Below are 19,606 nucleotides of genomic sequence, written 5' to 3' on the forward strand. Positions count from 1 at the left end.
GCCTACGCCTGCCCGGTCGGGCAGCCGCGGACCTTCACCGACACCTGGGGAGCGCCACGTTCGGGCGGCCGCCGCCACCGCGGGACCGACATCCTCGCCCCCTACGGCACGCCGATCTACGCCGTCACCGACGGCGTGGTCGACATCCGCTCGTACGGTTCCAGCGCCGGGAACTGGGCCATCTTCCGGGGGGCGGACGGCGACCAGTACTGGTACATGCACCTGCAGTCGTGGACGGTCCGCGACGGGGCGCGGGTTAGTGCCGGGACGAAGATCGGGACCAACGGCGACACCGGCAACGCGCGGGGCACCCCGCACCTGCACTTCGAGCGTCACCCCGGCGGAGGCGGGGCGGTCAACCCGTACTCGTTCCTGCGCCGGATCTGCTGACCGGCCCGGTCGGTTGCGGCTCCCCGGCGGTCGGCGCGGGTGACGCGTCTCCTGGGTGGATCGCCGGTACCCTCCCGTCGCGCCGCGGACGACCGTCGCCCGCCCGAGCGCACCGGCTCCTCGATGACCTCACCTCCCAAGCCCCAGGCTCAGACCCTCCACCACGTCGTGGTCCGCTTCGCGGGCGACTCCGGCGACGGCATGCAGCTGACGGGCGACCGGTTCACCGTCCAGACCGCCGAGGTCGGGAACGACCTGGCGACGCTCCCGGACTACCCGGCGGAGATCCGTGCGCCAGCCGGGACCACTGCCGGAGTGTCGTCCTTCCAGCTGCAGTTCAGCGACGAGGACATCTTGACCCCCGGCGACGCCCCCGACGTCCTCGTCGCGATGAACGCCGCCGCCTTGAAGAAGCACCTGCGCGACCTGCCGCGCGGAGCGACCCTGATCGTCAACGCCGACGGCTTCGACCGCGGCAACCTCAAGAAGGCCGGGTACGTCACCAACCCGCTCGAGGACGGGTCCCTGGACCCGTACCGGGTGTACGAGGTGGCCCTGAACGAGCTCACCAGCCGCGCTCTGGAAGGCATGGTCGAGCAGAAACAGATCACCAGCAAGGACGCCAGCCGGGCGAAGAACATGTTCGCTCTGGGGCTGGTGTCGTGGATGTTCTCCCGGCCGATCGACTCGACCGTGTCGTGGCTGCAGGAGAAGTTCGCCAAAGCTCCCGCCATCGGCGCGGCCAACGTGGGAGCGCTCAAGGCCGGCTTCCACTTCGGCGAGACGACCGAGCTGTTCTCGCACCGCTACGAGGTGAAGCCGGCCAAGCTCCCACCGGGGCGCTACCGCAACATCAGCGGGAACCTGGCGTTGGCGTACGGCCTGATCGCCGCCAGCGTGCGATCGGGGTTGCCGCTGTTCTACGGCTCGTACCCGATCACCCCGGCGTCGGACATCCTGCACGAGCTGTCCCGTCACAAGCGGTTCGGTGTCCGCACGTTCCAGGCCGAGGACGAGATCGCCGCGGTCGGTGCCGCGCTCGGCGCGTCGTTCGGAGGTGCGCTGGGGGTCACGGCATCGTCGGGACCGGGCCTGGCGCTCAAGGCCGAGACGATGGGGCTGGCCGTCGCGGTCGAGTTGCCGCTGGTGGTCGTCGACGTCCAGCGCGGTGGCCCGTCCACCGGGCTGCCCACCAAGACCGAGCAGGCGGACCTGCTGCAGGTGATGTTCGGCCGCAACGGCGAAGCGCCCGTCCCGGTGGTCGCCGCCCGCTCGCCCGGTGACTGCTTCTCGGCGGCGCTGGAGGCGGCGCGTCTCGCCCTGCGCTACCGCACGCCCGTGGTGCTGCTCTCCGACGGGTACCTGGCCAACGGAACCGAACCGTGGCGGATCCCCGACGTCGACAACCTGCCGAGCCTGACGGCCGAGTTCGCGACCGAGCCCAACGCCGAGGACGGCACCTTCCAGCCGTTCCGGCGCGACCCACAGACGTTGGCCCGCCCGTGGGCGCTGCCGGGCACCCCCGGCCTCGAGCACCGCATCGGAGGCCTGGAGAAGGCGGACGTCACTGGGGATATCTCCTACGACCCCGACAACCACCACCGCATGACGATGCTGCGCCAGGCGAAGATCGACGGGATCGCTACGGACATCGGCGCACCCGAGGTCGACGGTGACGACCACGCTGCCCTCCTCGTGGTCGGCTGGGGATCCACATACGGGCCGATCCGGGCGGCGGTCCAGCGTGTGCGCCAGGCAGGCGGGAGCGTCGCGCACCTGCACCTGCGCCACCTCAACCCGTTCCCGGCGGGCCTCGGCGACGTCCTGGGGCGCTACGACCGGGTCCTGGTACCCGAGATGAACCTGGGACAGCTGCGCATGCTGCTGCGCAGCCGCTACCTGATCGAAGCCACCGGCTACAACCAGGTCCGTGGCCAGCCGTTCCGCGCCGCGGAGCTGCAGGAGGCCATCGAGGCGGTCCTCCACGGGCGCGACCCAGACCACCAGGAGGTGGCGGTATGACGCAGGGACGCACCCTGACGCGGAAGGACTTCACGTCGGACCAGGACGTTCGGTGGTGCCCAGGTTGTGGCGACTACGCCATCCTCGCTGCGGTCCAGGGCCTCCTGCCCGAGCTCGGCGCCGTCCCCGAGCGGACGGTGTTCGTCTCCGGGATCGGGTGCGCGGCCCGGTTCCCGTACTACATGAACACCTACGGGTTGCACTCGATCCACGGCCGCGCCCCCGCGATCGCCACGGGCCTGGCGGTGACCCGCCCCGACCTGGACGTGTGGATCGTCACCGGCGACGGCGACGCGCTCTCGATCGGTGGCAACCATCTGATCCACGCGCTGCGCCGGAACGTCAACCTCAACATCCTGCTGTTCAACAACGAGGTGTACGGGCTGACCAAGGGCCAGTACTCGCCGACCTCACGGGTCGGGCAGGTCACCAAGTCCTCGCCGATGGGGGCGATCGATCAGCCGTTCAACCCCATCAGCCTCGCCCTGGGGGCAGAGGCCACGTTCGTGGCCCGCACGCTCGACAACGACCGCGACCACCTGCAGCGCACCTTGCGGGCAGCGTACGAGCACCGCGGCACCGCGTTCATCGAGATCTTCCAGAACTGCATCGTCTTCAACGACGACGCGTTCCTCCCGGTCCGCGATCGGGCGACCGGCGGTCACAACCGGATCGAGCTCCTCCACGACCAGCCGATCGTGTTCGGCCCCGACGACGACCGCCGGGCGGTGGTGACCAAGGAGGGCGGCGGCGTGGAGATCGTCCCGCTGGATGAGGCAGGTGACCGCGTCGTGGTGCACGACGCGCACGCCGACGACCCGACGCGGGCGTTCGCCGTGTCGCGCCTGACCGACCGCGCCGGCCCGGCCCCCTTCGGGATCTTCCGCCAGGTCCAACGACCGCTGTACGAGGAGGTCCTCGACGCGCAGGTCCAGCAAGCGCAGGCTCACGGCACAGCGAACCTCTCAGGCCTGCTGTCCAGCGGCAACGTCTGGGACGTCCCCGGGGACTGACCGGATCGGGCCCGGCTGACTCCCACTCGGGAAGACGGTGAGTCACGGGCGGTGCAGGGTGTGGCACGTCTGGGCGTCACCCGCCACGGCGGGCCGGGTGGACGCGGTCGCAGCGCCGGCAGGTCGCCCGCACCGTGGTCGGCAGGATCTGTACGTCCAGTCGACCGCCGCATCCGGCGCAGTGGCGTGGCGGGTCCAACTGCAGGTGCTCCGCGCAGGGTTCATGTCCGCTCGCCGTCGCGGGTCGGCCACACGCCGGACAGAACGTCACGTCACAGCAGCCCCTGCAGCGCCCGGACGGGGACGTCGAGCTCGGCGAGCATCGCCACGTCGTCCTGCGGTGTCCGCCCCAGCGTCGTGAGGTAGTTGCCGACGATCATCCCGTTGACTCCGCCGAGGATCCCCGCGGCTTGGAGGTCGCGCAGGGCGACCTCGCGTCCGCCGGCGTAGCGCAGCAGGGTCCACGGCAGGATCAGCCGGAACAGGGCGATCGCGTGGAGCGCCTCGCGTGGCTGGAGCGGATGGCGGTCGGCCAGCGGTGTCCCCGGCCGCGGGTTGAGGAAGTTCAGCGGTGTCTCCGACGGTTCGAACGCCGCCAGCTGCAGCGCCAGCTCCGCGCGCTGCGCACGGGTCTCGCCCATCCCCACGATCCCGCCGGTGCACACGCGCATCCCGTGCCGGCGGACCAGGTGCAGGGTTTCGGCTCGCTCCTCCCAGCTGTGGGAGGTCACGATCGTGGCGAAGTGGGAACGGGCGGTCTCGAGGTTGTGGTTGTAGGTGACCACGCCGGCGTCGGAGAGCTGGCGGGCCTGGTCGCTGTCGAGGATCCCGGCGCTGACCGCCACGCCGAGCTCGGTGCTTGCGTGCACCGCCGCGACCAGATCGAGGATGTGGTGCAGGAGCCGCTCGTCGGGCCCCCGGACGGCGAACACCAGGCAGAACTCGGTGGCGCCGTTGTCCTGTGCGTCCCGGGCGGCTGCGGCGACCTCGTCGGGGTTCAGCAGCGGCTGCGGTTTCACCGGCGTGGGGAACGCCGACGACTGCGAGCAGAACGCGCAGTCCTCAGGGCAGCCCCCGGTCTTGGCCGACACGATCGACTCCAAGGAGACCTCCGGCCCGGTCCAGGCCAGCCTGACCCGGTGCGCCAGCGCGAGCAGGTCGTCGAGGTGATCGTCGCCGAGCTCCGCCAGAGCGAACGCGGCGTCGACCTCGATCGGCTGCATCCGTCCGAGGAGGGCCGCCTCGACGTCGCTCAGGAGACGGTCGGGGTCGGCGACGTACGCCGCGACCTCGCCGGGGTCGGGACGCGGATCTAGGCGCGAGGTATCAGCCACCACGGACGCTCCTGGACGATCGGTGGGTCACCGGTGCCCCAGCGTAGGCCGCACACGTCGGCCGGCGCCGGCGCGCGGACACACCGACGGGGGCGTTGCCTGCGGGGTGCCGTCCAGCCGGTGCCAGTCGGCGCCGGCGGTGTCAGCGGGCTGGTCGCCGGTGCGGTGTCTCACTCCTCGTGCGCCGCGGCGAGGACCTCGCTGCGGTCCCAGACGCCGCCGAGCTCCGGAGCGAACCACCGGCCGCAGCGTCCGAGCCGCGGGTCGCCGGCCAGGTCCAGTTGGGGGACCACGCCCGACAGCCCGCACGGCGACAGGCGGTGCAGTTCGGCGAGGTTGGTGCGGGTCGCCAGGTCCGGCTCGGGTGGGTACCCACACACCACCAACCCGGCGAGCGCGACGCCCCGGGCGGCGAGGGCCTCCACGGTCAGGGCCGTGTGGTTGAGCGTGCCCAGGCCCGGGCGGGCGACGACCACGACCGGCAACTTCAGTGCAGCAGCCACGTCGACCACGGTCGTCCCGTCGGTGCCCAGCTCCACCAGCAGGCCACCGGCGCCCTCCACCACCAGGGCCGCGCCCGGGTGGTCGGCCGCAGCGGCGGTGGGTGCGGCCAGGAGATGGTTGCGTGTCAGTTGCCGCCCCGCCAGGCGGGCGCCCACGGCCGGGGCGACAGCCGGGCCGATGCGCGGTCCGCAGACGGCGGTCAGGCCCGTCAGCGACCGCACCGTGGCGGCGTCGTCGTCGCCGTCGGCCACACCCGACTGCACCGGCTTGACGTAGACGACATCGTCGCCCCCGTCGGCCCAGCAGCGCGCGAGCGCAGCGGCCACGACGGTCTTGCCCACCGCGGTGTCCGTGCCGCTGACGACCACGCCGCGGATGGGGGTCGGTGGCGACGGTGACCCGGTCACGCTGCTGCCGTGGTCACCGCGTCGATGAAGGCGTCGACCGCGACGGCGATGTCCGCGTCGGTGTGTGTGGCCATCACGGTGGCGCGCAGTCGTGCGGTGCCTTCCGGCACCGACGGCGGACGGATCGCGACGGCGAGCACTCCACAGCGGGCGAGACACGCCATCGCGTCGAGCGTGGCGCGGTTGCTCCCGACCACGACGGGCAGGATGCACGCGTGGGGTTCGGGCACCGCCAGCCCGGCGGCGGTCAGGCCAGCGGCGAGCCGACGGGCGTGGGACACAGCACGGGTACGCCGCTGCGGTTCCTGGCGTGCGAGGCGCAGCGCACACGCCGCTGCGGCCACCGCCGGCGCGGCCAGGGCGGTATCGAAGATGAACGGCCGGGCACGGTTGGTCAGAAGTCGGATCAGCGTCGCGCGGCCGACCACGAAGCCGCCGGTCGAGCCGAGCGCCTTGGACAGGGTGCCCACCACGGCGTGCACCCGGCCCTCGCAGCCCAGGGCCGCGACCGTTCCCCGCCCGTCGGGACCGACCACCCCGGTGCCGTGGGCGTCGTCGACCACGACCGCTGCGCCGTGCCGTTCCGCGGCGTCGCACAACGCGGGCAGCGGGGCCATGTCGCCGTCCATGGAGAAGACGCCGTCGGTGACGACGACGCGACGGCCGCGCGCGTCGGCCAGGAGGTGTGCGGCGTGCTCGGCGTCACCGTGGCGGTAGATCCGCACATCGGCCCGTGACAGCCGGCAGGCGTCGACGATCGAGGCGTGGTTCAACTCGTCGGACACGATGGTGTCCCCGGGCCCGGCCGTCACCGTCAGCACGCCGAGGTTGGCCAGGTAGCCCGACGAGAACAGCAGCCCGGCCTCCTCGCCCTTCCAGTCAGCCAAGGTCGCTTCGAGTTCGCGGTGCGCTGCCTGCCCGCCTGTGATCAGCCGCGAAGCACCCGACCCGGCGCCGTGGGCGATCGCGGCGTCCGCGGCGGCTTCGGCGACGCGGCGATCGGTCGCCAGGCCGAGGTAGTTGTTGCTGCACAGGTGCAGCAGCCGGGGCGGGGCGCCGGGCACCGGCGGGTCCTGCAGCTCGATCCACGGCTCGGGTCCGCCGGTGAGGTGGCGCAGGTCGCGCAGGAGGTCCGCGTCGGCCAGCGCGTCCAGCTCGGCCGGCACCCACCCCAGCGGATCGTCGGGGCTCACCGAGCCAGCTCGCGGGTGACGCGGTCGATCGCTGCGGTGGTGGCTCCCGCCAGGTGACGCAGGTCGTCGTCGTCCATGGCCGGTGCCGGCATCAGGACGACGACGTCGCCCAGTGGTCGCAGGATGATCCCGTCGTCGACCAGCGCCTCGCAGACCCGTTTACCGGCCAGGAGCTGCGCGGCGAACGGCGTCTTGGTGGGGCGGTCGGCGACCAGCTCGATGCCGCACATCAGGCCGCGCTGGCGGACATCGCCGACGTGCGGCAGGTCCCGGGTCGGGACCAGCGCGTCGGCCAGGATGGCGGCCTTGTGACGGACGATCGCCGGCAGATCCTCGGCGACCAGCAGCTCCAGGTTGGCGTTCGCGACGGCGGCGGCCAGCGGGTTCCCGGAGTAGGAGTGGCCGTGGAAGAACGTGCGGCCCTGGGCCGGGTCGCCGAGGAACCCGTCGTAGATCGCTTCGGTGGCCAGCGTGGCGCTCATCGCCGTGTACCCGCCCGTCAGGCCCTTCCCGATCGCCAACAGGTCGGGTGCGACCGCTTCGAGGTCACAGGCGAACGTCGCCCCGGTCCGACCGAAGCCGGTGGCGACCTCGTCGACGATCAGGAGGACCCCGTGACGGTCGCAGATGTCGCGCAGGCGCGCGAGGTGGCCGTCGGGTGCGGTGATCATCCCGGCGGCGCCCTGCACCAGCGGCTCGGTGATGACGGCGGCGACCAGGTGACCGTCGCGGGTCAGGACGTCGTCGAGCGCGTCGGCGCAGGCCAGGCCGCAGTCCGGGTGGGTGAGGCCCAGCGGACAGCGGTAGCAGTACGGCGACGGGATCCGGCGGGTCTCGAACAGCAGGTCGCGGTACAGGGCGTGGAACGTGTCGAAGCCGCCGACGCTGACCGCACCGAGCGTGTCACCGTGGTAGGCGTTGTCGACGCAGACGAACAGCCGCCGCTGATCGTCGCCGCGGTGCCGCCAGAACGCGAACGCCATCTTCAGGGCCACCTCGACCGCGGCCGCCCCGTTCTCGCTGAAGAAGACCCGGGTCAACCCGTCGGGCGCGAGATCGACCAGCCGCTCGGCCAGCTCGACCGCGGGCGGGTTGGTCAACCCCAGGAAGGTGGCGTGCGGCAGGCGGTCCACCTGCTGGTGCAGGGCCGCGAGGAGCTCCGGGCGGTCGTGGCCCCACAGGTTGACCCACAGCGAGGAGTTGCCGTCGAGGAACCGGCGCCCGTCGGTGGTGACGAGCCAGCAGCCCTCCCCGCGCTCGACCACCAGCGGGGCGTCGTTCACCCAGGCGGCCTGCTGCGTGAACGGGTGCCACACGTAACGGTGGTCGCGGGTGACGAGGTCGGCCGTGCGGTCGTCCATCGCGGCGGAAGCGTAGCCGGCGCACGATGTCGCTGCGGCAGCGATCATCGCCGACGGTTGGGTCGCGCACCGCCACGCTCGCCGCAGCTGACAGCGTGTCCGCGCGCGTGTGCTCCTGCTCTGTCTCGTGCGGCGCGTCGGGATCCGGCTCGTGGCTCGATGCCGACGCGGTAGACGCCACGGGTCTCGCTGCTCACGGTGCGCCGTGCGCGCGTGTCGGGGGCCGGGTCGTCGCTTCCGCGCCTGCTGCGTCTCGGGGTGTGACGTCTGGGTGTGCCGCCGCTTCCGCCACCGCCACTACTGCTGCGGCCGTTGTCGCCGGGCTGCACCACCTCGGCGCGGTCGGTGCGGCCGGTGAGGTCGGCCAGGTCCGTGCGGCCGGTGATGTCGGCCAGGTCGTCGCGGCCGGTGATGTGGGCCAGGTCGGTGCGGCCGGTGTGGCGGGCGCGGGCTTGGGTGGCGGTCTCGCGCAGCGCGGTTGCGCGGTCCGGAGAGGTGGTGGTGACGGTCGCGTGGTCGTCGAGGGCGATGTCCCAGCCGCCGTGGTGGTGCATGGCGTGGTGGGCGGCGCACAGGGGGATCAGCCGGTGGATGTCGGTTCGACCGTCTGGTTCCCACCAGTCGACGTGGTGCAGCACACACCAGGAGAGCGGCATGGAGCATCCGGGCCAGCGGCACCCGCCGTCTCGCACCCGGGCGGCGTCGCGCTGGTCGGGGCTGGCGTAGCGGCGGGTGCGCCCGAGCCACAGCGGGCGGTGGTCGCAGTCGGTGACCAGCCACGCCATGTCGGCCTCGCAGCACAGCTGCTCCAACGCCTGCGGGCGACAGGGCCCCGACCACGACAAGGTCGCGGGGTCGGCGGCGCGCCCCGCCCGCGCTTCCAGGGTGGCGAGCGGCACGACCGCGGTGATCTGCGGCGTGACCCCACCGTTGACGGGTAGGCGCCCTCCGCGCAGGGCCATGTCGGCCAGCGTTTCCAGCGCGTCGGCCATGCGCTGGCCGTAGGAGCGCGCATCGTCGGTGTCGTGGGGGGCGGCCAGGGCGTGCAGCGCCTCAGCCAGGCGTTCACCGGCCAGCTGGTGCAGCCGCCCTTGGGTGAACACCGACCCGTGCCCGTCGGGTGTCAGGGTGAAGGTGCGTTGTTCGTAGGCCCGGCGCCCGTCGCGGCGGGCGGCCGCGTCCGCGTCGGCGGCTGCTTGCAGTCGCCGACCCAGCTGGCGCACCCGACCGGCGTCGCCGCGGTCGGCTTCGGCCAGCAGCAGGCGCTCCGCGTCGTGGGCGTCCGGCAGGGTCTTGGCGGCTTGGGTGATCGCGGTGGCGTGATCGACGCTGATGTCACCGTCGGCCAACGCGTCGCGGGTCGACGACAGCCCGGCGTCCAAGGCGGTGGCGGTGTCGGTGTCCTTCTTGGCTTGCGTGGCGGTCATGCGCAGGTTGGACTGCAGCCAGCCCTGCAGGGACCGCTGACCCAACCGCCGGTGGGTCCCACGGCGCGCCATGGTCGCAACCGCCGCCAGCTTCGCCGCGGACAGCCGGTTCGTCTGGGTGTCCAGCACCTGCACCCAGCGCGCCTCCTCCCCGGCGGGCAAGGTCGCCGCGTCGACCGCCACGATCGCGTCGACAACGGCCACCAGGGCTTGCAACAGGTCACCACCGCCGCCGCCGTCCCCGTCGATGCCCACCTCGGCAGCCGCGGCGACGTCTGACCCGAGCACCTGTGACCCAGTCGGTGAACTCGGCACAGTGGGTGAACCCGGAGGTGAACCCGGCGCAGTACGTGAACACATGTTCGTAGCATGCCATGCCGGTGCGACACGGCTGCCGACCACGCCACGTTGCGTGTGGACAGCTGTGGAACACCACGATCCAGTCCTGTGGCCGTCAGCGGTGCTCACCTGTGGCCGTCAGTGGTGCTCGGCGACCCCGCCCCGCCGGTCAGTCGTTCGGCGACGAGGTCGCAGTCCGGGGAGGGGCCGCGGTGAGATCGGCAGGCTCCTCGGAGGGCCATGTTGCGCGAGTGTCATCAGCGGTCTGCTCGGGCGGGGACGTGCTGTCAGCCTCTCCCGGCGGCACCTCCTCGTCGTTGGGGCGTTGGCTGGAGGGATCGACATCGGGCACCGGCCGCTTGGCCCGGACGGTCGTTCCGGACTCGTCGACATGGACCAGGTACTGCGTCAGCGGGTACCGGTTGGCGATCGGGTTCCCGAACGGATCCCTCGGGTAGACCGTGCCGATGTTCGCGAAGCCGGCCTCGTCCAGGTCGCCGATCTCGATGGGGCGCCCGCGTCCGTCGTAGACGTGGACGTCCTCCAGCGGCTGGCCATCGGCGTCGAACAGGTAGAGGTTGGTGATCGGTTCGCCGTCGGGGTGGCGCAGGATGGGCGGTTGCCACGTCTCCTGAGGCACGTGCACGTACGCGGCGCCCGTGACGCCACTGATCGCCTCGAGCGTGATCAGGACCACAACGATCGCGGCCCCCAGATCCAGGGCTCTCCACGGTCGCCGACGGTCGCGTTCCTCACGGCCGACCTTGACGCTGGTAACGATCGCGGCTGCGGCCGCGATCAGGCCCAACGGTCCCCGGCCGGGGAAGGGGACCTGGCGCCACCACGGCCCGCCACCGATGAGCAGGGAAACGCCAGCCACGACCGCCCATCCCCGCAGCACCCACCAGGCGGGCCGCAGCTGGGGCAGGAACTCCACGACCTCACGAACGACCGGGTGATCACGCAGCCGCTCGATCCGGGCGGTGACCCACCCCGCTAGCCGACGCATCCGACGCCGCTTCGCGATCGCCGGTTCGGGCAGGCCGGCGGAGTGGCGGACTTCGGCCGCGTACGCCGCGGGATCGACGAGTTCCCGTTCGAGGCTGGCCTCGTCCTCAGCGGCCAGCTCCAGCAGGTGCTGCTGGAGATCATCGAGCAGGTCGGCGCGTTCAGCCGGGGGGAGGTCGTCGAAGTGATGCGCGACGTCGGCGACGAACTCGCTGACCCGATCAGAGACGCCCGTGGTGGTCTTCATGCGGCAAGCCTCTCGGGCAGCAGGTGGTCGACGGTCTCGGCGAACCGACGCCAGTCCTTCGCGGCGACCTCCAGTTGATCGCGGCCGGCGTCGTTGAGGGCGTAGTACTTGCGGTTCGGACCCTCGTCCGACGGCTTGACGTAGGAGGTCAGCAGACCCGAGTGGAACAGGCGACGCAGCGTCCCGTACACCGAGGCGTCCCCGATGCCGTCGAGCCCGCTCTCGCGGAGCCGGCGGACGATGTCGTAGCCGTAGCCGTCCTCGGCCGCCAGCACCGCCAGGACCGCCAGATCGAGGACGCCTTTCAGCAGCTGCGTCGGGTCCACATCCCGTTCCTCTCTCGCGGGTCACACAGTACCGCGCGACGCACTCTACTGTGCAAGACACAGTAGTCAAGGGTCGAGCTGCGCTGCCGGTCGCGGCGGCGGCGCCGCACACCGGTACCGTCACCGCTATGGACGACACGCAGGAAGATCGGCTCGCGGTCTACATCGACTACGAGAACCTCGCGATCGGCGCACGCGACACCGGGTACCGGTTCGACGTCAGCGCGCTCGCGGACATCCTCGCCGAGCGTGGCCGGCTGGTGGTGCGCCGGGCGTACGCCGACTGGCACCTTTTCAGCGACGACCGTCGCTCGCTGGTCGACGGCCACGTCGAGTTGATCGACATCCCGCAGCGAGCGGACTCGGTGCGCAAGAACGCCGCGGACATCAAGATGGCGGTGGACGCGATGGAGCTGGCGTTCACCAGCCAGTACGTGTCCACGTTCGTGATCGTGTCCGGTGACTCGGACTTCACGCCGCTTGTCAACAAGCTGAGAGCGCTGAACAAGCGGGTGATCGGCGTGGGCGTGCAGGGATCGACCTCATCGATGCTCCCGCCCGCCTGTGACGAGTTCATCTTCTACGACCGGCTGGACAACGCTCCGCGGCGGGACGGCCGTCCGGCCCGCGCGACGCGCCCGAAGGAAGGTCGCGCACCACGCGACAGCGTCCACGACCTCAACCGGCTCGTCACGCAGACGCTGTCCGGCCTGCAACGGTCATCGACCGGCCCGGTCTACGCCTCGAGCCTCAAGCGGGCGCTGCTCCGCAAGGACCCCACGTTCTCGGAGGCGGACTACGGGTTCCGGGCGTTCACCGAGCTGCTCCGCCACCTGGAATCGGAAGGTCACCTAGAGCTGTCGGAGGGACCAGCTCAGGGTGATCCGCAGGTCGACTTCGCGGAGACCAGCGGCGGTGAGCAGGAGGCGTTCGACCTCCTCGTCGACGTGGTCCGCGACCTGCAGGAGCGGAACGGCGACGAGCCGCCCCTTTCCGGTCTGAAGGACCAGATCCGCAAGCGGGACGCCGAGTTCTCCGAGAAGGACTTCGGGTTCTCCAGCTTCCTGCAGTTCGTCAAAGCCGCGGACACCCGCGGGCTGATCGACCTGACGTTCGATGAGGACGACGCCGAGTACTACCTGCGCGCCACCGCCCGTTGAGGAGGTGGGGCGGTCGGCGTCACCCGCCGGTGGGTCCTTCGGCCTTCCCCACGACCTGATCGATCAGGCCGTACTCACGCGCTTCAGCGGCGGTCAGCCAGAAGTCGCGGTCGGTGTCCTCGCGGATCTTCTCCACGGGCTGCCCGGTCCGCTCGGCCAGGATCTCGTTGATCCGCTCACGCAGGTACACGATGTTCTGAGCCTGGATCTCGATGTCGCGGGCCGAGCCGCGGGCGCCACCGAGCGGCTGGTGGATCATGATCCGGGCGTTCTCGGTCGCTGACCGCGTGCCGGTCCCGCTGGCGAGGATCACCGCTGCGGCGGACGCCGCCATCCCCACGCAACGGGTGTTCACCTTCGACCGCAGCAGTTGCATCGTGTCGAAGATCGCGAACAGCCCGCTGATGATCCCGCCGGGGGAGTTAACGTAGAGGGTGATGTCGTCTTTGCTCTCCGCGTCCAGTGCGAGCATCTGCGCGACCAGCGGATCGGCGTTGGTGTCCTCGAGCGGGCCCTTCAAGTAGAGGATCCGCGATTCGAACAGCTTGCGGAACGCCTGCTGGTTGATGCCAGTGAGTTCGTCGAGCTCCACGCTGGTCTCGTCTCATGGGTCGGTCGTCAGCGCGTCAGCCTACCGGCGGGCGAGTGCGCCGGCCGAGCGCCCCCGTCACCACATCGTGTCGGCGGGCAACCCTCGGCCGGTCCCAGAAGTTCCGGCCGATCGCCTTCGTTGGTTATCCCGATCCGGCGGGGCCGTGCTTGCCTAGGTTGCGATCAGTCCCTCGATCGGGAGGCCGATGCAGCGTCAGAGGCTCGATCGAGGTGGCGTGGAGCCCGACGTACTGGTCGCGGTTCGCGGGGATGTGGTGGCTGCGCGCGGAGCTGTCCGAGGCGGTCACCGCCTGGCTGGGGAAGGCGTTCACGCCAAGGACGTCCGCTTCGTCGCTGACCGATCGCGGACGCGATCTGCGAAGATCATCCGACGAGCGGTCCGGGCCGTCCTGCAGGGCCACGACCCGGCGACCTCGCCACGATGGAGAACCCGGAGGTTCTCGACGCGACCCGTGCAGCCTCGTGACACCACGGCGGTGGCCTTGACCGTTCGGCCACCGCTCTCGCAGACTGCCGTGGCGCGCCGCGCGGCGGGCACGATCAGGTGAGGTGAGTCGTTGGCCGACCAGGGCAGCAAGAGCGACCGGCGGTCAACGGGTTCGCGCACTCTGGCGCGCGGCCTGTCGTTGCTCCAGGCGTTGGGCGAACACAGCGAGGGTGCGACCGTGTCGACCCTGGCGGACGCCACCGACCTCGACCGTGCCGTGCTGTACCGGCTGCTGGAGACCCTCACGGACGAGGGCTTCGTCACCCGCGACCCCGAGACCCGGCGCTACCGGCTGGGCTTGGCGATGCTCGAGTTGGGTGTACGCGCCGCTCAGGGGCTGGAGGTGCGCCGGCTCGCTGGGCCGCCGCTGCGTTCCCTGATGGAGGACACCGGTGAGACCGCCTGCCTCGCCGTGCGTGACCGCGGCGACATGGTCGTGGTTGAGGTGGTCGAGCCGCCGGACCGGTTCGTGCAGGTCAACTACCGGGTGGGCTTCCGCCACGAGCTGGGCGTCGCCGCCCACGGGCGTGCGCTGCTGGCGTTCCTCCCGGAGGGCGCCCGCGACCCCACGCTCGCGCCGGTCCGCCAGGGTGGCGTGGCTTTCACCCGCAACGAGCTCGAGCAGGGCGCGTCCGGGGTCGCCGCCCCGGTGTTCGACCACACCGGGAAGGCGGTCGCGGGCGTGGGCATCGTGGCTCCGTCGTCGCGGCTACCCAAACCGGAGTCGGCGGCGCTGCGGGTACTGCGGACCGCGCGGGAGATCAGCGAACGGTTGGGTTGGCGCCCGCGGCGTCAGGGGCCTGGGGCTCCGGGTCCGGGCCCTGAGGGCAGCGGCGGCCCCCGAGCGACGTGAGACGTGAAGTGACGTGACGGGGGGCGGACCCAGCCGGGCGGGGTCGCCTCAGCCGCCGTGGGTGTCAGCCGCCGTTGGTGCTGGTGAGCAGGTCGTGCACCGTCAACGAGTTGGTGATGGCCTCGCCGAAGCCTTCGGGATCGGCCAGCAGCCACGAGTGGCTCCCGGGCACGACATCGCCACGGCCGCCCGCAGCCTCACAGAGCGAGATGAACGCTGCCTCGGGAAGGACCTGGTCGCCGTCCGCCCACAGGATGGTGACGGGGACACCGCGTTCGCTGAGGTCGGCCAGTTCCTCCAGGATGTCGGCTTCGACGGCCAGGCGACCCGACCGGAGTAGGTTGCCGGGGTGGCGGATCAGGTTCTCAGCGATGTCGCGGGCCACCGCGGGCAGGACCCGGCGGTAGCCCTTGCGGACCCACTCGCGAGGCAGGTGCAGTGCCCAGTCCCACAGCGGCCGCTCCGCCAGCGTCCGGTTGGCGTTCCACGCTGAGCCTCCGACGGAGTTGATCAGCACCAACGACCGTGCGCGGCGAGGATGGTGCCAGGCGGTCATGGTGGCCACCCCGCCGCCGAAGGAGTGCCCGACCAGGAACGCCGGCTCGTCGACGCCGGCGTGGTCCAGTAGGTCGTCGACCCACTTAGCCAGCTTCTCCCAGGTCAGCTGGCCGGGAAGGTCCTCGCTCTCACCGAACCCGGGTAGGGCCGGGGCGATGACCCGCATCCCGGCGCTGGCCAGGAGTGGAAGGACGCCGGCGTAGCACCGGCTCGTTACCCCCCAGCCGTGCAGGAACACCAGCGGAGGGCCGTCGCCAGCCTCACCGTAGAACGCGAGGCGGCCATCGAGGGTCGTGCGGTGCCAGCTCAGACGCAGTTGCTCGGGGAGGCTGGTGGCCGCCACTGGGGCTCCTGGTCGCTGTCCGAAAGGAGTATAGGTCCGGGCGACCACCGCGTGTGCGAGGTTCCCCAACAGCAGACAGTCGCGACCCGCGCCCGGGCAGGCGGGGACGCGATCCGCGTCCGGCCCGATTGGCCTGGCGCCGCTCCACGTGGGACGCTCGTCGCTGTCGTCCGTAGCGGAGCGCAGCCGTGACCCGTCCAGCCCCGAAGCAGCGCCTCGGCATCGTGGGGGGAACGGGACCACAGGGCCGTGGGCTGGCGGTGCGCTGGGCGCTCGCCGGCTACGGCGTGCTGATCGGGTCTCGTTCGCGGGAGAAGGCCGAAGGAGTGGCGGAGCGGGTCCGTCGACGCGCGGGGCGCGAGGTGGACGTGCGCGGATGTCCCAACGACGAGGCATGCGCCGCCGGGGACGTCATCCTGGTGACGGTCCCCTACGACGCGCAGCGCAGCACCCTGCCCGACCTGCGCCACGCGGCCGATGGCAAGCTGGTGGTCAACGTGGTGAACCCGGTGGTGTTCGACGAGCTCGGCCCGCGCGGTGTGCGGGTCGAGGCGGGGTCGGCCGCCCAGGAGTGCCAGGAGCTGCTCCCGGAGGCCACCGTGGTGAGCGCTTTCCACGAGGTCCCCGCGCGTCACCTGTGGGACGTCGGTGAGCCAGTCCGCTGTGACGTGTTGATCTGCGGCGACGACCAGGACGCCGCCCACAGGGTGGCGCACCTGGCGTCGGACATCCCCGGCATGTGGGGGGTGTACTGCGGCCCCCTGCGCAACAGCCAGTACGTCGAGAACATCACCCCGGTGCTCCTGGCGATAAACCGTCACTACGCCATCCACGCGGGGTTGCGGGTCGAGGGCATCCAGCGGGACGACACGACGCTGCACGGGCCTGCCGACAGCGCTCCGCACGACGGTCGAACAGCGGCTCCAGGATCCTGACGTGAACGAACGCACGGACGTGGCAGGGGACCACACCGACGCCGACGTCCGCGTGCGGTACGAGATCGTGTTCGACGCCCGCGACCGGTCGGTGGGAGAACGCTTCCGTGAGCAGCTGCGGGAGGTGATCTCGGGGTGGGCGTCCGGCTCGGACCAGCCGGTCGAGACCGGCGACAGTGACGAGGGCCCGGGGAGCTGGGGCGTCGCCGTGACGTTCCCCGACGCCGCCGCCGCGGACGGGTTCTTCCGGGGCGAGGACTACCGGCAGTTCTGTGTGGAGGTCCGGCGCAACGCCCAGTCGTCGGTCCTGGTCGTGCCGGTCGGCCCGATCGAGGAGGACGACTGATGGGGTTCTCGGGTCCTGGACTGCCGCCGCCGATCCACCCCGCGTGGGGCGGACGCCCCGCCCGGCCGTTCTGCCCCCAGAACTGGGAACCACGCTTCGCCCGGTTGGTCTACCACCTCGCCGACGTACACGACGAGCTCTACCTGCGGCTGGTCGAGCAGCCGGTCGATCAGCTCGCGGAACAACACGCCGAGCTGCACGGTCGCCCGGTGGCCATCGACGAGCACGACCAACTCGTGCAGCACCTCAACACCGAGCACACGTAGCGCTGGCGCGGAGGGCAGCGGCGTCGGACGTATCCCTGCTCGTGAGCCTCAGGTCGTCGACGGCACGCCCCATCGACGTCGGAACTCGGCGTCGCCGAGATCGTCCAGGTCGGCCTCGACCCGCTGGCGGTACCGCTCGGCCTGGTCCTGGTCGGAGAACGTCTGGGCCCACACCAGCGCGCCGGTCGCCAGGACCTGTAGCTGCACGTCGTACATGACCGCACCGTCGTACCCGGAACGGATCCGTGTGAGCAGGCGGAAGGCGTGGCGGGGCGATCGCTCGTCGACGGTCAAAGCGGTCCTCGTGGGGCGTGCGCTCACGGCGGCTGCGGGCGGGCGACGCGGTGACCGTAGTGAACCAGCCGGCCGTGCCGCAACGGTCGGCGATGACGATCGCCATCCGGGTCGTCGTCCAGCGACGGCGACCGAGGCACCGGCCTCCCTACGCTCGTCGCATCCGACGAGGAGGGATCGGTGAAGGTCTACACGAAGCGCGGAGACCGAGGTGAGACCGACCTGTTCCGCGGCGGCCGGGTCCCCAAGGACGATCCGCGGACCGAGGCGTACGGCACCACCGACGAGGTCGTCAGTGCCCTGGGTGTGGCCCGGGCGGAGCTCGCCGCCGCCGGGCACGTCGGCGTCCACGACGCCGTGCTCGACGTCCAGCGGGCTCTGTTCGCGGTCGGTGCCCAGCTCGCCACGGACCCGGATCGTTGGCACGGCCTCCAGGTCGGCGTGAGCCGCGTGGACGACACGATGGTCGACGAGCTCGAACGTCGGATCGACGCGGTCGTCGCCGACCATCCCCTGCCGCGGGAGTTCGTCGTGCCGGGCGGCAACCGCGCTGCGGCGGCTCTCGACCTGGCACGGACGGTGTGCCGGCGCGCCGAACGGGTCGTCGTGCGCATGCTGCGCGACGGCCTCCTCCCCGACGAGGCTGTCCTGCGTTACCTCAACCGTCTGTCCGACTACCTCTTCGTCCTGGCCCGCGCGGTGGAAGGCGAGCACGTGTCCTCGCGGCCGGACGGGTCAGGCCATGAACCTCAGCTGCCGTAGATGTGCTCGTCGGCGGGGTAGACGCCGTCGGCCACCTCGCTGGCGAAGGCCTTGACCGCGGAGGTGATCTCACTGCGGAGATCGGCGTACTGCTTGACGAACCGCGGAAGCCGGCCGCTGGTGAGGCCGAGCACGTCGTGCCAGACCAACACCTGCCCGTCGGTGTGGGGTCCGGCACCGATCCCGATCGTCGCGATGGGAACCGTCTCGGTGATCCGCCGACCGAGTTCGGCCGGGACGCACTCGAGCACCAGGCTGAACGCACCAGCGTCGGTCAGGGCGGACGCGTCCGCCGCGATCCGTTCCGCGGTGCCGGGGTCGCGACCCTGGACTTTGAAGCCGCCGAACTGGTTCACCGACTGCGGCGTGAGGCCGAGGTGGCCCATCACCGGGATCCCGGCTGCCGTGAGGGCGGCGGTCACCTCGACCATCGCCCCGCCACCCTCGAGCTTCACGGCGTTGGCTCGGCCCTCCTTCAGGAAGCGCGTCGCGGTTCGCAGCGCCTGCGCCGCACCCTCCTGGTACGAACCGAACGGCAGGTCGGCGACGACCAGCGCCCGCGCTGCGCCACGCGCGACCGCACGGGTGTGGTGCAGCATCTCATCGACGGTGACCGGGACGGTCGAGTCGTGGCCGAGGACGACCATCCCCAGCGAGTCACCAACCAGGATGACGGGGATGCCGGCCTCGTCGAGGATCCGCGCCGAGACGAAATCGTAGGCGGTGAGCATTGCGAACCGCTGCCTGCGTTGCTTCATCGCCGTCAGGTCGTGGATGGTCACACCTCGGGCGGATGACGCATCGGCGTGCGGCTGGGATCGGTGGGACACGAGCGAACCTCCTGCTCCTGCCAGCCGGCGTCCGGCCGGTCCAGCGGTGCAGCCCCATGGTGGCACAGCGCCCGGCGCGCGGCGAAAGCGGGACAGGACGCCGTGCTGCCACGCAGACGCTCATGGAGGAGCATGGTGGGATGGACAGCTTCGCCGCTCACGACGTGATCGCAACGTTCCCGGACATGGCGGGAGCGCGCCGGGCGGTGCAGTCCCTGCAGATGGCCGGGATCGACGCTTCCCAGATCACCCTGTTCGGTCCTGCTGCCGATGAGGCGGTCGCCGACCTAACGGTGACCGACGCAGACGAGGCCTTCACCGCGGTGATGTGGCGCCGGACGTGGGTCGGGGCGCTGGTCGGGACGGCCCTCGGGGCGGTCCTGGGCGGGGCGATCTCAGCGGCGGTTCTGGCCGGGACGTTCCCCGACAGTACCGGCGTGCTACTTGCGGCGATCGTCGGGACTGCGGTGCTTGGGCTGGGGACCGGTGCGGCGACGGGGGCGACCAGCGCGGCGCAGATGTCCCGGGCGTGGGAACTGACGTTCCACCCGGTCGGGCCAGGCCAGGTCGGCGTCGGTGTGCACACCGA

At 71.4% G+C, this 19,606-nt stretch carries 21 protein-coding genes; 10 read left to right on the top strand and 11 right to left on the bottom strand.

Translation table 11 applies throughout. The features are described 5' to 3' along the window. From M3N57_04100 to M3N57_04110, 3 genes are all read left to right on the top strand, one after another. Positions 1-390: M23 family metallopeptidase (locus M3N57_04100; protein ID MDP9021878.1), on the top strand; the 390-nt coding region annotated here is incomplete at its 5' end. Positions 391-513: 123 nt separating this feature from the next. Then, the gene (locus M3N57_04105) at positions 514-2,412 is read left to right on the top strand and encodes a 2-oxoacid:acceptor oxidoreductase subunit alpha (protein MDP9021879.1); all 1,899 of its coding nucleotides are present in this window, start codon (positions 514-516) and stop codon (positions 2,410-2,412) included. After that, a complete protein-coding gene (locus M3N57_04110) occupies positions 2,409-3,425 on the top strand; it encodes a 2-oxoacid:ferredoxin oxidoreductase subunit beta (protein ID MDP9021880.1) in 1,017 nt (338 codons plus the stop codon). The genes M3N57_04105 and M3N57_04110 overlap by 4 nt, the downstream gene beginning before the upstream one ends. Positions 3,426-3,697: 272 nt before the next feature. On the opposite strand, the gene bioB is transcribed toward M3N57_04110, so the two are convergent. The 7 genes from bioB to M3N57_04145 all read right to left on the bottom strand — a co-directional run bounded on the left by bioB (position 3,698) and on the right by M3N57_04145 (position 11,571). Further along, positions 3,698-4,759, bottom strand: coding sequence for a biotin synthase BioB (bioB, locus tag M3N57_04115; GenBank protein MDP9021881.1), 1,062 nt, complete (start codon positions 4,757-4,759; stop codon positions 3,698-3,700). A 170-nt stretch (positions 4,760-4,929) separates the two neighbouring features. Further along, entirely contained in the window at positions 4,930-5,670 is a 741-nt protein-coding gene (gene bioD, locus M3N57_04120) for a dethiobiotin synthase (GenBank protein ID MDP9021882.1), read from the bottom strand. Continuing rightward, positions 5,667-6,863 carry an 8-amino-7-oxononanoate synthase gene (locus M3N57_04125; protein ID MDP9021883.1) on the bottom strand — a complete coding sequence of 399 codons (1,197 nt, stop codon included), beginning with the start codon at positions 6,861-6,863 and terminating at the stop codon, positions 5,667-5,669. Before M3N57_04125 ends, bioD begins: the two co-directional genes overlap by 4 nt. Then, entirely contained in the window at positions 6,860-8,224 is a 1,365-nt protein-coding gene (bioA, locus tag M3N57_04130) for an adenosylmethionine--8-amino-7-oxononanoate transaminase (protein MDP9021884.1), read from the bottom strand. Before bioA ends, M3N57_04125 begins: the two co-directional genes overlap by 4 nt. Positions 8,225-8,268: 44 nt before the next feature. Further along, complete coding sequence (locus tag M3N57_04135; protein MDP9021885.1) at positions 8,269-9,939, bottom strand: HNH endonuclease; 1,671 nt, start codon at positions 9,937-9,939, stop codon at positions 8,269-8,271. 220 nt (positions 9,940-10,159) lie between these two features. Further along, complete coding sequence (locus M3N57_04140; GenBank protein ID MDP9021886.1) at positions 10,160-11,245, bottom strand: hypothetical protein; 1,086 nt, start codon at positions 11,243-11,245, stop codon at positions 10,160-10,162. Next, the gene (locus M3N57_04145; GenBank protein ID MDP9021887.1) at positions 11,242-11,571 is read right to left on the bottom strand and encodes a PadR family transcriptional regulator; all 330 of its coding nucleotides are present in this window, start codon (positions 11,569-11,571) and stop codon (positions 11,242-11,244) included. The genes M3N57_04140 and M3N57_04145 overlap by 4 nt, the downstream gene beginning before the upstream one ends. A 128-nt stretch (positions 11,572-11,699) precedes the next feature. Here M3N57_04145 and M3N57_04150 point away from each other — a divergent pair, with 128 nt between their 5' ends. Continuing rightward, positions 11,700-12,731 (top strand): NYN domain-containing protein, encoded by a 1,032-nt coding sequence (locus M3N57_04150; protein ID MDP9021888.1) that lies wholly within the window; start codon positions 11,700-11,702, stop codon positions 12,729-12,731. A gap of 19 nt (positions 12,732-12,750) precedes the next feature. On the opposite strand, the gene M3N57_04155 is transcribed toward M3N57_04150, so the two are convergent. After that, positions 12,751-13,323: an ATP-dependent Clp protease proteolytic subunit gene (locus M3N57_04155; GenBank protein ID MDP9021889.1), complete on the bottom strand. Its 573-nt coding sequence runs from the start codon at positions 13,321-13,323 to the stop codon at positions 12,751-12,753. A gap of 577 nt (positions 13,324-13,900) precedes the next feature. Here M3N57_04155 and M3N57_04160 point away from each other — a divergent pair. Further along, entirely contained in the window at positions 13,901-14,683 is a 783-nt protein-coding gene (locus M3N57_04160; protein ID MDP9021890.1) for an IclR family transcriptional regulator, read from the top strand. A gap of 64 nt (positions 14,684-14,747) precedes the next feature. On the opposite strand, the gene M3N57_04165 is transcribed toward M3N57_04160, so the two are convergent. After that, on the bottom strand, positions 14,748-15,584 hold the full coding sequence (locus M3N57_04165; protein ID MDP9021891.1) for an alpha/beta fold hydrolase: 837 nt from the start codon (positions 15,582-15,584) through the stop codon (positions 14,748-14,750). A 188-nt stretch (positions 15,585-15,772) separates the two neighbouring features. Here M3N57_04165 and npdG point away from each other — a divergent pair, with 188 nt between their 5' ends. Genes npdG through M3N57_04180 form a run of 3 tightly spaced genes read left to right on the top strand, consistent with a single transcriptional unit; the run spans position 15,773 to position 17,131 of the window. Further along, the gene (npdG, locus tag M3N57_04170; protein ID MDP9021892.1) at positions 15,773-16,519 is read left to right on the top strand and encodes an NADPH-dependent F420 reductase; all 747 of its coding nucleotides are present in this window, start codon (positions 15,773-15,775) and stop codon (positions 16,517-16,519) included. A gap of 1 nt (position 16,520) precedes the next feature. Then, a complete protein-coding gene (locus M3N57_04175) occupies positions 16,521-16,865 on the top strand; it encodes a hypothetical protein (GenBank protein MDP9021893.1) in 345 nt (114 codons plus the stop codon). Next, positions 16,865-17,131, top strand: a complete 267-nt coding sequence (locus M3N57_04180; protein ID MDP9021894.1) for a hypothetical protein — start codon at positions 16,865-16,867, stop codon at positions 17,129-17,131. Before M3N57_04175 ends, M3N57_04180 begins: the two co-directional genes overlap by 1 nt. A 48-nt stretch (positions 17,132-17,179) precedes the next feature. Here the strand turns inward: M3N57_04180 and M3N57_04185 are convergent, their stop codons facing one another. Continuing rightward, the gene (locus tag M3N57_04185; protein ID MDP9021895.1) at positions 17,180-17,425 is read right to left on the bottom strand and encodes a hypothetical protein; all 246 of its coding nucleotides are present in this window, start codon (positions 17,423-17,425) and stop codon (positions 17,180-17,182) included. Positions 17,426-17,605: 180 nt separating this feature from the next. Here M3N57_04185 and M3N57_04190 point away from each other — a divergent pair, with 180 nt between their 5' ends. After that, positions 17,606-18,187: a cob(I)yrinic acid a,c-diamide adenosyltransferase gene (locus tag M3N57_04190; GenBank protein MDP9021896.1), complete on the top strand. Its 582-nt coding sequence runs from the start codon at positions 17,606-17,608 to the stop codon at positions 18,185-18,187. On the opposite strand, the gene panB is transcribed toward M3N57_04190, so the two are convergent. After that, positions 18,175-18,945, bottom strand: a complete 771-nt coding sequence (panB, locus tag M3N57_04195) for a 3-methyl-2-oxobutanoate hydroxymethyltransferase (GenBank protein ID MDP9021897.1) — start codon at positions 18,943-18,945, stop codon at positions 18,175-18,177. The genes M3N57_04190 and panB overlap by 13 nt on opposite strands. 212 nt (positions 18,946-19,157) lie before the next feature. On the opposite strand from panB, the gene M3N57_04200 reads away from it, so the two are divergent. Beyond that, positions 19,158-19,606, top strand: a 449-nt coding sequence (locus M3N57_04200) for a hypothetical protein (protein ID MDP9021898.1), incomplete at its 3' end; no start/stop codon positions are given.

It is taken from the genome of Actinomycetota bacterium (assembly GCA_030776725.1).
GTDB lineage: Bacteria > Actinomycetota > Nitriliruptoria > Nitriliruptorales > JAHWKO01 > JAHWKW01.